The organism is Acinetobacter sp. RIT698, assembly GCF_009668065.1.
Lineage (GTDB): Bacteria > Pseudomonadota > Gammaproteobacteria > Pseudomonadales > Moraxellaceae > Acinetobacter > Acinetobacter guillouiae.
In genome coordinates, this window is record NZ_WJYH01000028.1 from 1 (window position 1) to 11,813 (window position 11,813).

The following is an 11,813-nucleotide window of genomic DNA, read 5'->3' on the forward strand; positions in this document are numbered from 1 at the left end:
AATATTAAAATTTTCTTGAGCTTGTTGTAATTTTTGGTTATCCATCGTCCAAGAATACTCAATTAAATTAGCATAACCTGCTTGCCTATAAACTTCATTATCCAACATTCTCTCTATATCATATTTATCTTTAAAATATTTTTCTTTAATTGAAATACCATTAGCTGAAAATTTACTTGCTGCCAAAGCACAATTTTTATCTTTTATAAAAAGTAAAAAATCTGAATTAAATATAAACATAAGATCATATACATGAATATCACTTCCTTTTGAGTCATTTAAGAAGTTATTCAAATTTTTTATTGGTCTATAATCATCTTCATTTTTACATGCTATTAATAAATCTTGGCTTATTAAATTTAATTCAGACCGCACATCAGCATACGCAAATTTATTCATCCCTATAAAAGCAATAAAAATTGCTATTTTTAATACTCTAATCATCAAATTGGCCCTTATATTTTTCTCTTTTTTGATACTTTAAAAATCATCTTCATTTTCAAAAGGCTTCTTTCATCAGCTCTTTTTTAAATCATAAATTAACATAAAAGCCCCCTCATCCTAGCCTTCTCCCCCAAGGGAGAAGGAACCTTCTATAGCTATATGATTCACTCCAGATGAGCATTTTTTAATTTAGCAAAGAGCTTTAAAATTATGAGTTAAATAAGAGTTTCTCTACTGCTCTTCGGTTTACTAAACCTTGTACTGTTTTGCCACCTGCTTTGATCCAAACATCAAATTGATCACTGGCAGCGTGATAATCAGAGGCGTTCAATAATTTTAATAAAGTTGAATTTTTAAAAGCACCAATACCAATGTTATAGCTCAATGAAACCAACGCATCAAACTGATTTTGATTTAACGGCACATTTACAGCAGCAGTTACTGCTTGCTCAAAACGTCTAAGGTCATATTGCATATAGTTTTTTGCTTGTTCAATGGTACAAGTATCACCATACTGGACAGCTTTTCCATGCGGGTAAATCGTTGTTCCATAACCGATGGTACAAACCCCGGCACCATCATCATAGGCTTTAAGCTCTAATCCCTCAAAACCACAAATCAAATCCACGCCTTGAGGGCTGACCTGAGTAATTTGATCTTGTGCAAAGCCAATCTCCTTAGCACCTGTATCCACGGCTACTGCAACGTCTGAACCAGAATAAGCTTGATGATGTTTATTCGATTCGCGCTGCTGTTGATTCAATGGTTTTGAAAACAACGTAGAAAATAACTTGGAAAAAAATTTAGACCAAAATTGCGTCATCAATAAAACTCAAAAAAAGAAAAGGGTTATATCGCAGTACCTATACCACCCAATATTAAACATAGCTTTTTGAATAAATAAAGTTGTCTTTGGTTGCATTGGGTATAGATCTATTGATTTTAAATAGAAAAACTCCTCTCTTATCATAAGAAAGGAGTTTTATCTTCTTGTTGCTGTTGATATACATAGAATTAAAACAAGAAATAACGCTGTGCCATTGGTAATACTTCAGCAGCTTCACAAGTTAGATGTACACCATCGGCACGAACTTCATAGGTTTCAGGATGCACATCCATAACAGGACAATAGCTATTATGCTTCATGTCTTGTTTAGTGATGTTTCTGGTATTTTTACAAGGTGAAATTAACTTCTTTAATTGTAATTTTTCAGCAACACCAAGTTCAATTGCGGCCTGTGACAAGAAAGTAATACAGGTATTATGCACGCCTCTTGGATACGCCCCAAACATTGGACGGTAATGTACCGGCTGTGGTGTTGGAATTGAGGCATTAATATCCCCCATTGGCGCTGCCGCAATCATTCCACCTTTAATGATCATCGATGGTTTTACCCCAAAAAATGCAGGTTTCCACAACACCAAATCAGCAAGTTTCCCTTCTTCTATAGAACCAATTTCGTGGCTTAAACCATGAGTAATGGCGGGATTTATTGTATATTTTGCAATATAACGCTTCACCCGATTATTATCATGGTACTGATTATCACCTTCCAATGGCCCACGTTGCACTTTCATTTTATGCGCCGTTTGCCAAGTACGTAAAATCACCTCACCCACACGCCCCATGGCTTGAGAATCAGAAGACATCATTGAAATTGCGCCGAGGTCTTGCAAAATATCTTCTGCTGCAATCGTTTCACGACGAATACGACTCTCAGCAAATGCGACATCTTCAGCTATCGCTGGATCTAAATGGTGGCAGACCATGAGCATGTCTAAGTGTTCATCAATGGTATTGATGGTATATGGACGGGTTGGATTGGTTGAAGATGGCAAAACATTTGCCTGACCAATGGCTTTTAAAATATCAGGTGCATGACCACCACCCGCACCCTCAGTATGATAAGTGTGGATGGTACGATTTTTAAATGCCCCCAGTGTTTCTTCAAGGAAACCACTTTCATTTAAAGTATCAGTATGAATCGCAACTTGTACATCATATTCATCTGCCACAGTTAGACAATTATCAATTGCAGCAGGGGTAGAACCCCAATCTTCATGCAATTTCAGCCCCACCACACCCGCTTTAATCTGCTCCGCAATCGGTTCAGGTTGACTCAAATTACCTTTGCCCAATAAGCCAATATTCATAGGTAAATCATCAATGGCTTGCAGCATGGTTGAAATATGCCATGGCCCCGGTGTTACCGTTGTTGCCGATGTTCCTGCAGCAGGACCAGTACCACCACCAATCATGGTCGTTGTCCCCGACATTAACGCTGTTTCAACTTGTTGGGGGCAAATCCAGTGAATATGAGTATCAATACCACCTGCTGTAAGTATTTGCCCTTCACCTGCAATCACCTCAGTTGCCGCACCCAGTGGAATGGTAATATCGGGTTGAATATCTGGATTGCCGGCTTTACCTATTTTCCAAATTCGCCCATTTTTTAATCCCACATCGGCTTTAATAATTCCCCACCAATCGACAATCAATGCGTTGGTAATCACCGTATCTGCAACATCTGCTGCAAGTAATTGAGATTGTCCCATCCCATCGCGAATAACTTTACCACCACCAAATTTAACTTCTTCACCATAGGTGGTGAGGTCTTGTTCAACTTCTATAAAAAGTTCGGTATCTGCTAAACGTACTCGATCCCCAACGGTAGGACCAAACATTTCAGCATAAGCTCGACGTGACATTTTCATTTTGATTATCCTTTTAGTCCAACTTACCCATCACACGCCCTGCGAAACCATAGACTTCACGTTTTCCGACCAGTGCAACGATTTCTACATCACGTCGCTGCCCCGGTTCAAACCGAACCGCTGTACCAGCCGCAATATTTAAACGAAAACCTTTGGCACGTTCACGATCAAATTGCAAAGCATCGTTGGCTTCATAAAAATGAAAATGTGAACCCACTTGAATCGGTCGATCACCTATATTTGACACTGAAATTTTCAGTACGTCACGACCGACATTCATTTCAATATCACAATCAGGTGTAATAATTTCACCAGGGATCATATGCTTATCCTAATTTTGAAGAAGTGTTCTATACAATCGGTTGATGGACTGTGACGAGCTTCGAGCCATCTGGAAAAGTAGCCTCTACTTGCACTTCGGCAATCATCTCAGGCACACCCTCCATCACATCATCACGACTGAGTAAGGTAGTGCCAAAATGCATCAACTCACTGACAGTCATTCCATCTCGCGCACCTTCAAGCAGTGCTGCGGAAATAAATGCAATAGATTCAGGATAATTGAGTTTTAATCCACGTGCTTTGCGACGTTCTGCAACCAAACCCGCTGTAAAAATCAGCAGTTTATCTTTTTCAGTAGGATTGAGTTCCATATGTATTTCCTAAAGTTCTCACATTTTTTATGCAAAATATGTGCTCAGTTTTAAATTAAACACGCAGATTTTATTTCTAAAAGGTGATCTTTTAATGAATCAAGTTCGCCAAATGCGTGGAAATGCTTCATCCAAATCAAACCAATATCGCCTTAATCTGGCGCGAATTGCTGCAAAGGCGTCATGGCAATGTCGAACATCATCGCCTAAAAAACGTGCACTGATAACATCACCCAATAAGGTTAACCTTACAGGCATATCCATTCGCATCATCAACTCACGAATTAAATCGATATGTGCCTCTAAATAAATGTTTGCTCGAAATTTTTCGGGAGGAACTGCCCATAAACTCCCCATAACGGCATGATTATTCATGCCTAGACAAGAACTTAGCCAACGATCATTGCCTTTAAAACTCAGTGTGTCTGCCACCAGTAATTGCTGATTTCGCCATAATTTAAAATGACTGTGATAAGCACCAGATTGAAATTTTTCATCTCGAGCTTGACGACCAATTACCAACATATCCCAACCGATAAAGCTTGCTGTCTGATCAAGCTGAATCAATGTTTCTGAGTGAGCATTGGCACCATCAAATAACATGGTTTCTTGAGGAAGCCATTCAAATACAGCATTGTGTTTAACTGAGATATGGATATGTTGATAAGCTTGTTTGCCATTGGTTCGATACCATTTACCAGCACCTGGGGTTGTGACTAAGGCATGGGCAGCATCATCTACACTGATCTCAAATGTTAAATGATCGCCACCTGCAATACCCGCAGGCGGATGGACAATAATCGCATGACAAATTCCAGTTTTTTCTGGCCACAGCATCTTTTGCACACGTACAGGTCCAAAATGTCTACGATGCGCCAATATCGTTCGCTCAGTTTGAGCCTGAAAACCCAATTCGAGTTTGGCATACCAAAGGCGCTGATCAGGAAGATATTCCACTAAACTTATCATGGCCGCCTTTATAAATTGATATCCGCAATTAAGCGCTTAAACATTAAGCCAAACCAATAACTGCAACGATTGCAGCCAAAGTACCAATAATTTTCTTGCCATATGGAACGTACTTTTTGATAAAAGCACCAATGCCTAATCCACCTGCATAAATCAATGCCATTGCTGTCACCATACCTAAAATCAGTAAGCTGGCATGACCTGATTGGCCTAATTCAGCGCCATGTGCAACACCGTGAAAACTTGCCAATAGAACTGCTGCAATAGGTAAAACTTGATTTGATTTTGTCCAAAGCGCTATAGCCAATAAAACCAATGACGCAATAATGCCGTACTCAGCAACTGCTGCTGGAATAAATCCTTGGCTACCGATCATAAAGCCAATCACCATCGCTACAGCTAATCCAATCAAGCCGAAAAGCTTCCAGCGTTGATTTGCCGTCCACATCAATACACCAAATGCGATTGCCATCATCAAATGATCTAAACCTGTAAATGGATGAATAAAGCCTGCCCAAAAACCGGTATGGTGATCATGTCCAGGGTGAGCTAAAGCCAATACAGGTAAATATGCAGCACATGCCATCAGACTGTGTTTTAAAAAACGCATTCAAATTCTCCTTTGATTATTTTTTCAATTCAAATAATTACAATTATTTTTAATATCGCGACTAAGCTTTAATCTCTGGGCTAAGCTTTAAATAAACCTTGTTTCTCAATAAACTCAATGATTTGCTTTAAACCATCTTGAGTTTTCATATTTGAAAATAGAAAAGGTTTGTCACCACGCATGCGTTTTGCATCTTGATCCATCACATCGAGATTTGCACCGACCATTGGGGCTAAATCTGTTTTGTTTATAATCAATAAATCCGACTTGGTAATGCCGGGACCACCTTTACGTGGGATCTTTTCACCACCCGCAACATCAATCACATAAAGGGTTAAATCAGATAATTCGGGACTAAAGGTAGCGGCTAGATTATCTCCACCACTTTCGATAATAATCAGCTCTAAACCATCAAATTTTTCACAAAGATCATCAATTGCAGCCAAGTTAATTGAAGCATCTTCACGAATTGCAGTATGTGGACAACCACCTGTCTCAACACCAACAATACGTTCTGGTGACATCGCTTCATGACGAGTTAAAAAATTAGAATCTTCTTTGGTATAGATATCGTTGGTCACAACCGCCATATTATATTTGTTGCGTAAAGCAAGGCATAAATTCAAGGTTAATGCTGTTTTACCTGAACCAACAGGACCACCTATTCCAACACGTAAAGGGCTACGTTCTGTCATCATTTTTTCCTTTTCTATGCTTCATTCTCAATAAAAAATAGCGAATGAAACGTGTCATTTATGATCTGAATAATCGTGAATATAAAGTTTCATGCGACATACTTAACATCGCATAATTGGGCAAAGCACTACTTAACTCATCATCTTCTAAGGCCAAGGCACGCACTACGGCTTGAGGAATTAAGCCATGTAAGTGCCACAAAATTCTTTGACCGCTCATTTGCCCTAAAGGGACAGTTTTAACCGCACCTAGCACTTGGTTCTCTAAAACAGTAAAGCTATATGCCGTCAGTACATCCACCAGATTAAGTTTTAATGTCCCACATAAATGTGCGTAAACTGGTACAAAACCAAACTGCTTTTTAATCTCAGGTTGCTGTTTTAAAACATCACGAATCCAAGCATTCATAGAAAATGCCAACTGCTGAGATTCAGCACGTAATTCTTTTGACTCGCGGCTTGCTTTATAAAAGTTAGCCCAATTTAAAAATTCAGCTTCGTCTAAATAATGTTGCATCAGACGTTTTAAAACGGGGAGTTCAAACCTAACCAGCAACATTTCCAGTACTTCTTCAAAATAAGCAATACTGCTTGCTTCATCATGAATCAAGCCTTGATCAATCGCACTTTCCACCCCTTGCGAATAACAATATGCACCTATCGGTAAAGCTGTCGATGACAGGGTCAATAGACTTAATAGTTGCGATGCGTTAGTGATGGACATGATGTAAAGCCTTAATCGGGCTTAAACGATGATCATGCTGATGTTGTGCATATGCCCCACTTTCAGGTTCAAATGGATGTTCAACTTCATCTACTGTCAGCCCTAAACCTTGGATCATTTCTGCAAGGACATGATCAGGTTCAAAATAAAGTGCAGTTGGGGTAAGCATTAACGGAACATGGCGATTTCCCAGATGATATGCAGCTTTAAGTAAGTCAAAACTATGCAGCGCCGAAACTTGCATTAATTTTTCAGCTTTGGCATCTACACGTAACACTTCACCTTGTTCAGTTGCAATATAAGAACCACTACGCAAAATGCCTGTACGTGGTAAATCCGCACCAATATCGCGCCCATTATTTAAAGTTGCACGAAAACGGCTCTTTTGCCGAGTATCAAAAGTCAATTCAATACTTTCAGCCTCAATGTTTGACTCTATATGGTCTAGACGTTGCGTATAAATTTTCATACTGATCCACTTACTCTATGGCACTTGATTTAAAATGTTCCAAATTGATGCCAAAATTTTATTCATAAATATCGGTTTGCATTAAATTAAAGCATTTATCATGCCAGTTTTTAGAATCGTAAGAATTCAAAATGCATCATATTTAGAACGCTAACCTAAAACCGGAGTTCAAATTTACATGAGCGAGATTTCAATAAAAAATCAGGACAATTAAACGTTACAAAATAAAACCATAATAAAATTATGTGTATTTCACAAAAGCTTGAAATAACACACTTTTGATCAACTAAAATTCTCATCGACAATTTGCGACTAACAGCGCAATGTGTTATCAATGAATAAATAATCAGACAAAAAAGGGAGAAACTTATAATGGCTTATCAACACATCCTTCTTGCTGTAGATGACTCTCCTATTTCTTATGCTGCACTTGAACATGCAGAAAAACTTGCACTTGCTTTTAACTGTAAAATTACTGTGATGAGTGTGATCGCAGTTGATCCTTTTAAAGGCGTCGATTTTTATAAAATAGCGCCTGCTGTAACTCAATATTTATTTGAAGCTGAAAAAAATGCTTTAGCACGTTTAAAAGATATTCAAGAAACTTTAGTTCACCATGGTGTAACGACAGTAGATACCAAAGTGGTGCGTGAAGTTCCTCCTGCTACTGGAATTTTAGATGTTGCAGATGAACTCAATGTGGACCTTATTGTGATGGGTTCCCATGGACGTACTGGTCTGAAGAAATTCTTCTTAGGGAGTGTTGCACAAGAAGTGTTGTCTATTTCTCCACTGCCTGTGTTGATTATTAAATCTACCCAAGAAGAAGCTTAATTTTTATTTGAAATGTTAATTAAAAAGGTGTGATTATGACTTATCAAAATATTCTTGTCCCAGTTGACGGTTCTGACATTTCTTTTTCTGCATTAAAACATGCTGCTGCGATTGCAAAAGCCTTTGGAAGTAAAGTCACTGCGATCAGTGTCGTTGCTGAAGACCCTTTTGCTGCTGCTGATTTTTACTATTCGCCAGATATGTTAAAAGATTACATTCAAGAAGCAATTAAAAATGCGGAAGAAGGTTTGAGCAAAGCCAAACAATTGGCTGAACAGCAAGGTGTTCAAATTGATACACAAGTCGTGAGAGACTCGGTTGCAGCTGAAACCATCATTAAAACTGCTGAATCATTACATACAGATTTAATTATCATGGGATCACATGGGCGTAAAGGCTTCCAAAAGTTTTTCTTAGGCAGCTTTGCGCAAGATGTACTGGGTCAAACCAAACTCCCTGTATTGATTGTCAAACAGTGATTGATTAGGGTCTATTGACATTCCATAAATGGCTTGCGTCGTAGAAGAATTGCCAACCGCTCCTAAAAACCAAATAAATAAAACCCAGTTTAGCTGGGTTTTATTTATGCAATGTCCATATCAGAGATAACTTGGGAAACTATTAAACCGCGATAACTTTGACTAAAATGGTTTGAGATTCTTCAAAATCATCAAAAATTTGCTTACGGCTAAGTTCTTTGGACTTTACTTTAAAATTATGATTTTGATAGTGAATGATCTCAGGTATTTGATCAAAATAATTTCCTTCGGCTTCAATACTTTCTTCAAATAAGGCTGTGCCAAGCTGATATTCTCTACTTTTTAAGACAACATACTTAACAGTCGTTTTCATCATTCGCACTCCATTTTCATATGCACTTTATTTTTATTTATATCACTTTTTGACGCATTTGAAATATAAAAATTCATCATATTGCATAGTAATTCTACAATTGGCCTAAAAAAGGAAAACCCACCTGTTGAGAAGTGGGTTGACTGCATATTTACAGACTTTACGCTGATTATTCTTTTAACTTTCTGTGGTTGTTATTTGATGCTTATTCTTGGTTTTTGTTGTTTGTGCCGTCATTATGGCAAATCAATATGACAAACTTATTTCAACTCAGCGTTCTTTTGATTAATTTTGTCTCTGATAAACCATGTAGAGCTAACATCATGATTTATATTTAAAAATATTAAAAAAAATAATTAAATTCACGACTCGATATGCTTATTTTTTATTTGGTTTTCTTGCAAATTTTCTCAATTCACTTATAGTTAAATTATTGAATATAAATAATTAATTTAGAGTCATACCAATGCTTTTAAAACAATGTTGTGATCTGCTTGAAAGAAAGAATTTAACAGTCGCATTTATTGAAAGTGCAAGTTCTGGTTATTTATCCAGCCAATTTTCGATCTATAAAAATAGTGGTGCAGATATTTTATTAGGGGGCTTAGTCAGTTACGACCCTTCTATTAAAATTTCAATTTTACAGATAGATCCATCCCTCATCGAAAAATATAGCGCTGAATCAGTTGAAGTCACTAAAGCAATGGCAATTCAAGGGAAAAAGCTCTTTAGCGCTGCAGATATCGTTGTCAGTTGTACAGGCTTACTTAAACCTGGTGGTAGTGCTAGTATTGAAAAACCAGAAGGTACTTTTTTTATCTCAGTCCATTATCAAAACACATTGTCGAATTTTAAATATTTTATTGAAGGTGAGCCGTTGACTCGTTTAAATCAATTAACTGAAAATGTAGCAAAGGAAATATTAAAAATCTTAAATTTTGTTTAAGATTTATGCTATGCCTTAACTGAAATACAAATTACTGAAATATTTAATTCACTTTTTAACTAAAAAGCGGTAAATTTTACATAGATTATCAACATATCAATAACACAAATGAACTTATTAGGAAGCGGTATGAAACTTCAATTTGCGGTAATTTCTTCTTTAGCATGTTTAACTTTGGCGGGTTGTGCTGGCTCTTATCCAGAAAGAGTTGTTACAAAAGGCCCTTTAATCTGTGAAGCAAATGAAGTTTGCCCTGAACTTTCTATGCGTTGGAAAGATGAAGTCCGTGATGGCTTTAAAATCACAGCAGAAATTAACAATCCAACAAAATATGATATTACCCAATTTGTCTTCTTAGTGGATGGTCAGCCATATACATATTCAACCATTAACACGACACAATACACGGGTACAGTTTCATCAAACTCGATTAATGTTCCAGTCAGCTTTCTTAACTCATTCCGTAATGGTAAAGAAATCTCACTTAAATTGGTAACCAACCAGGGTGATGTTGAACGTTCAATCTTAAAGGCAGATGGTCAACAGTCTTCTGCGTACCTGACTTTCTTAAAGGGTTATACAGGTCAAATTGTTACTCAATAAGACTGAGCAGCATAGATATAAAAAACCAGACAAAATGTCTGGTTTTTTTAACTCAAAATCTTTAACTTAAAATAATGAACCGAGCCTATCAAGCTAAATTTGTTGGGCAACAACTATTAAGTAAAAACAAATCATTTGAAATTTACTCTAATAATTAAAGGTATTTCAAAACCCAAATACCCTCTCTTATCTCAAATATATTTGCTATTTAGGTTCAATTGGGGCAAATGGTGCAACCACATCAGCATTTTGTGCACGGTGACGCATAAAGTGATCCATCAATACGATGGCAAGCATGGCTTCAGCAATAGGTGTAGCACGCACACCTACACATGGATCATGACGACCTTTTGTGAGTACATCTGTATCTTCACGATCTAGATTAATGGTTTTCCCTGGTGTGGTAATACTTGCGGTTGGTTTTAACGCAATCGCTACACGTATGGTTTGGCCTGAAGAAATACCACCGAGAATACCACCAGCATGATTGGCTAAAAACCCATCTGTGCTAAGTTCATCGCGCGTTTCATGACCAAATTGTTCTGCAACTGCAAAACCATCACCAATTTCAACACCTTTCACCGCATTGATTGACATCATGGCATGGGCAATATCAGCATCTAAACGATCAAATACTGGTTCACCCCAACCTACAGGTACTTTTTCGGCAAGGATCTCAAGCTTTGCACCACAACTGGTCCCCTGTTCACGTAATGATGTCACCAGCGCTTCAAAACGTGGAACTGCATTGACATCACCACAGAAAAACGGATTATTCGGGACTTCATTCCAATCTAAAGCTTGTGCTTTTTCTGTACCAATTTGCGTCACATGCCCACGAATCACAATCGCAAATTTCTCAAAAAGAAATTTCTTTGCAATCGCACCCGCTGCCACACGCATCGCCGTTTCACGTGCACTTGAACGACCACCACCACGATAATCACGGAAACCATACTTTTGCGTATAGGTGTAATCTGCATGACCTGGACGGAAAGTTTGCGCAATATTGCCATAATCTCTAGATTTTTGATCTGTATTACGGATCAATAAACCAATTGAAGTTCCTGTCGTTTTACCTTCAAAAACTCCAGAAATGATCTCAACCTCATCTGGCTCTTTACGCTGAGTGGCAAACTTAGACGTTCCCGGTTTACGACGATCTAAATCAATTTGTAAATCTTCAGCAGATAATTCAAGACCCGGTGGCACACCATCAACAATTGCCATCAAGCCTACGCCGTGAGATTCACCACAAGTCGTTACACGGAAGAGTTGTCCAATACTGTTGCCTGCCAT

At 37.8% G+C, this 11,813-nt stretch carries 15 protein-coding genes and 1 pseudogene; 4 read left to right on the forward strand and 12 right to left on the reverse strand.

All coding sequences use genetic code 11. The annotated features are described in order from the left end of the window. The 10 genes and pseudogenes from GJV03_RS13085 to ureE all read right to left on the reverse strand — a co-directional run. Window positions 1-444, reverse strand: a pseudogene (locus tag GJV03_RS13085) (hypothetical protein); the annotation flags it as partial. A 208-nt stretch (window positions 445-652) separates the two neighbouring features. Next, on the reverse strand, window positions 653-1,267 hold the full coding sequence (locus tag GJV03_RS13090; RefSeq protein ID WP_154130249.1) for a lysozyme: 615 nt from the start codon (window positions 1,265-1,267) through the stop codon (window positions 653-655). A 191-nt stretch (window positions 1,268-1,458) separates the two neighbouring features. Further along, window positions 1,459-3,159 carry an urease subunit alpha gene (ureC, locus tag GJV03_RS13095; RefSeq protein WP_004821679.1) on the reverse strand — a complete coding sequence of 567 codons (1,701 nt, stop codon included), beginning with the start codon at window positions 3,157-3,159 and terminating at the stop codon, window positions 1,459-1,461. Between the two features lie 13 nt (window positions 3,160-3,172). Continuing rightward, the gene (locus GJV03_RS13100) at window positions 3,173-3,481 is read right to left on the reverse strand and encodes an urease subunit beta (RefSeq protein ID WP_004720299.1); all 309 of its coding nucleotides are present in this window, start codon (window positions 3,479-3,481) and stop codon (window positions 3,173-3,175) included. Between the two features lie 28 nt (window positions 3,482-3,509). Continuing rightward, window positions 3,510-3,812 carry an urease subunit gamma gene (gene ureA, locus GJV03_RS13105; protein WP_004720298.1) on the reverse strand — a complete coding sequence of 101 codons (303 nt, stop codon included), beginning with the start codon at window positions 3,810-3,812 and terminating at the stop codon, window positions 3,510-3,512. A gap of 99 nt (window positions 3,813-3,911) precedes the next feature. Then, window positions 3,912-4,781 carry an urease accessory protein UreD gene (locus GJV03_RS13110; RefSeq protein WP_056511301.1) on the reverse strand — a complete coding sequence of 290 codons (870 nt, stop codon included), beginning with the start codon at window positions 4,779-4,781 and terminating at the stop codon, window positions 3,912-3,914. Between the two features lie 43 nt (window positions 4,782-4,824). Further along, window positions 4,825-5,391: a HupE/UreJ family protein gene (locus GJV03_RS13115; RefSeq protein WP_154130250.1), complete on the reverse strand. Its 567-nt coding sequence runs from the start codon at window positions 5,389-5,391 to the stop codon at window positions 4,825-4,827. Window positions 5,392-5,471: 80 nt separating this feature from the next. After that, a complete protein-coding gene (gene ureG / locus GJV03_RS13120) occupies window positions 5,472-6,086 on the reverse strand; it encodes an urease accessory protein UreG (RefSeq protein ID WP_004720292.1) in 615 nt (204 codons plus the stop codon). A 58-nt stretch (window positions 6,087-6,144) separates the two neighbouring features. Beyond that, a complete protein-coding gene (locus GJV03_RS13125; RefSeq protein ID WP_004720290.1) occupies window positions 6,145-6,810 on the reverse strand; it encodes an urease accessory UreF family protein in 666 nt (221 codons plus the stop codon). Beyond that, complete coding sequence (ureE, locus tag GJV03_RS13130) at window positions 6,797-7,279, reverse strand: urease accessory protein UreE (RefSeq protein ID WP_004720288.1); 483 nt, start codon at window positions 7,277-7,279, stop codon at window positions 6,797-6,799. Before ureE ends, GJV03_RS13125 begins: the two co-directional genes overlap by 14 nt. A gap of 372 nt (window positions 7,280-7,651) precedes the next feature. Here ureE and GJV03_RS13135 point away from each other — a divergent pair, with 372 nt between their 5' ends. Next, window positions 7,652-8,113: a universal stress protein gene (locus GJV03_RS13135; protein WP_004720286.1), complete on the forward strand. Its 462-nt coding sequence runs from the start codon at window positions 7,652-7,654 to the stop codon at window positions 8,111-8,113. A 35-nt stretch (window positions 8,114-8,148) separates the two neighbouring features. Further along, on the forward strand, window positions 8,149-8,592 hold the full coding sequence (locus GJV03_RS13140) for a universal stress protein (protein WP_004720284.1): 444 nt from the start codon (window positions 8,149-8,151) through the stop codon (window positions 8,590-8,592). Window positions 8,593-8,734: 142 nt separating this feature from the next. Here the strand turns inward: GJV03_RS13140 and GJV03_RS13145 are convergent, their stop codons facing one another. Next, window positions 8,735-8,965 (reverse strand): hypothetical protein, encoded by a 231-nt coding sequence (locus tag GJV03_RS13145; protein ID WP_035372252.1) that lies wholly within the window; start codon window positions 8,963-8,965, stop codon window positions 8,735-8,737. A gap of 466 nt (window positions 8,966-9,431) precedes the next feature. Here GJV03_RS13145 and GJV03_RS13150 point away from each other — a divergent pair, with 466 nt between their 5' ends. Then, window positions 9,432-9,911, forward strand: a complete 480-nt coding sequence (locus GJV03_RS13150; RefSeq protein ID WP_154130251.1) for a CinA family protein — start codon at window positions 9,432-9,434, stop codon at window positions 9,909-9,911. Between the two features lie 129 nt (window positions 9,912-10,040). Then, window positions 10,041-10,514 carry a hypothetical protein gene (locus GJV03_RS13155; protein WP_154130252.1) on the forward strand — a complete coding sequence of 158 codons (474 nt, stop codon included), beginning with the start codon at window positions 10,041-10,043 and terminating at the stop codon, window positions 10,512-10,514. A gap of 204 nt (window positions 10,515-10,718) precedes the next feature. Here the strand turns inward: GJV03_RS13155 and aroC are convergent, their stop codons facing one another. Next, window positions 10,719-11,813: a chorismate synthase gene (aroC, locus tag GJV03_RS13160; protein WP_154130253.1), complete on the reverse strand. Its 1,095-nt coding sequence runs from the start codon at window positions 11,811-11,813 to the stop codon at window positions 10,719-10,721.

Bases quoted from the DNA above. Each gene is read 5' to 3' on its own strand.
- ureC (WP_004821679.1), bottom strand. From the start codon at position 3,159: ATGAAAATGTCACGTCGAGCTTATGCTGAAATGTTTGGTCCTACCGTT.
- GJV03_RS13110 (WP_056511301.1), bottom strand. From the start codon at position 4,781: ATGATAAGTTTAGTGGAATATCTTCCTGATCAGCGCCTTTGGTATGCC.
- GJV03_RS13125 (WP_004720290.1), bottom strand. From the start codon at position 6,810: ATGTCCATCACTAACGCATCGCAACTATTAAGTCTATTGACCCTGTCA.
- ureG (WP_004720292.1), bottom strand. From the start codon at position 6,086: ATGACAGAACGTAGCCCTTTACGTGTTGGAATAGGTGGTCCTGTTGGT.
- aroC (WP_154130253.1), bottom strand. From the start codon at position 11,813: ATGGCAGGCAACAGTATTGGACAACTCTTCCGTGTAACGACTTGTGGT.
- GJV03_RS13140 (WP_004720284.1), top strand. From the start codon at position 8,149: ATGACTTATCAAAATATTCTTGTCCCAGTTGACGGTTCTGACATTTCT.
- ureA (WP_004720298.1), bottom strand. From the start codon at position 3,812: ATGGAACTCAATCCTACTGAAAAAGATAAACTGCTGATTTTTACAGCG.
- GJV03_RS13135 (WP_004720286.1), top strand. From the start codon at position 7,652: ATGGCTTATCAACACATCCTTCTTGCTGTAGATGACTCTCCTATTTCT.
- GJV03_RS13150 (WP_154130251.1), top strand. From the start codon at position 9,432: ATGCTTTTAAAACAATGTTGTGATCTGCTTGAAAGAAAGAATTTAACA.
- GJV03_RS13090 (WP_154130249.1), bottom strand. From the start codon at position 1,267: ATGACGCAATTTTGGTCTAAATTTTTTTCCAAGTTATTTTCTACGTTG.
- GJV03_RS13145 (WP_035372252.1), bottom strand. From the start codon at position 8,965: ATGAAAACGACTGTTAAGTATGTTGTCTTAAAAAGTAGAGAATATCAG.
- GJV03_RS13100 (WP_004720299.1), bottom strand. From the start codon at position 3,481: ATGATCCCTGGTGAAATTATTACACCTGATTGTGATATTGAAATGAAT.
- ureE (WP_004720288.1), bottom strand. From the start codon at position 7,279: ATGAAAATTTATACGCAACGTCTAGACCATATAGAGTCAAACATTGAG.
- GJV03_RS13155 (WP_154130252.1), top strand. From the start codon at position 10,041: ATGAAACTTCAATTTGCGGTAATTTCTTCTTTAGCATGTTTAACTTTG.
- GJV03_RS13115 (WP_154130250.1), bottom strand. From the start codon at position 5,391: ATGCGTTTTTTAAAACACAGTCTGATGGCATGTGCTGCATATTTACCT.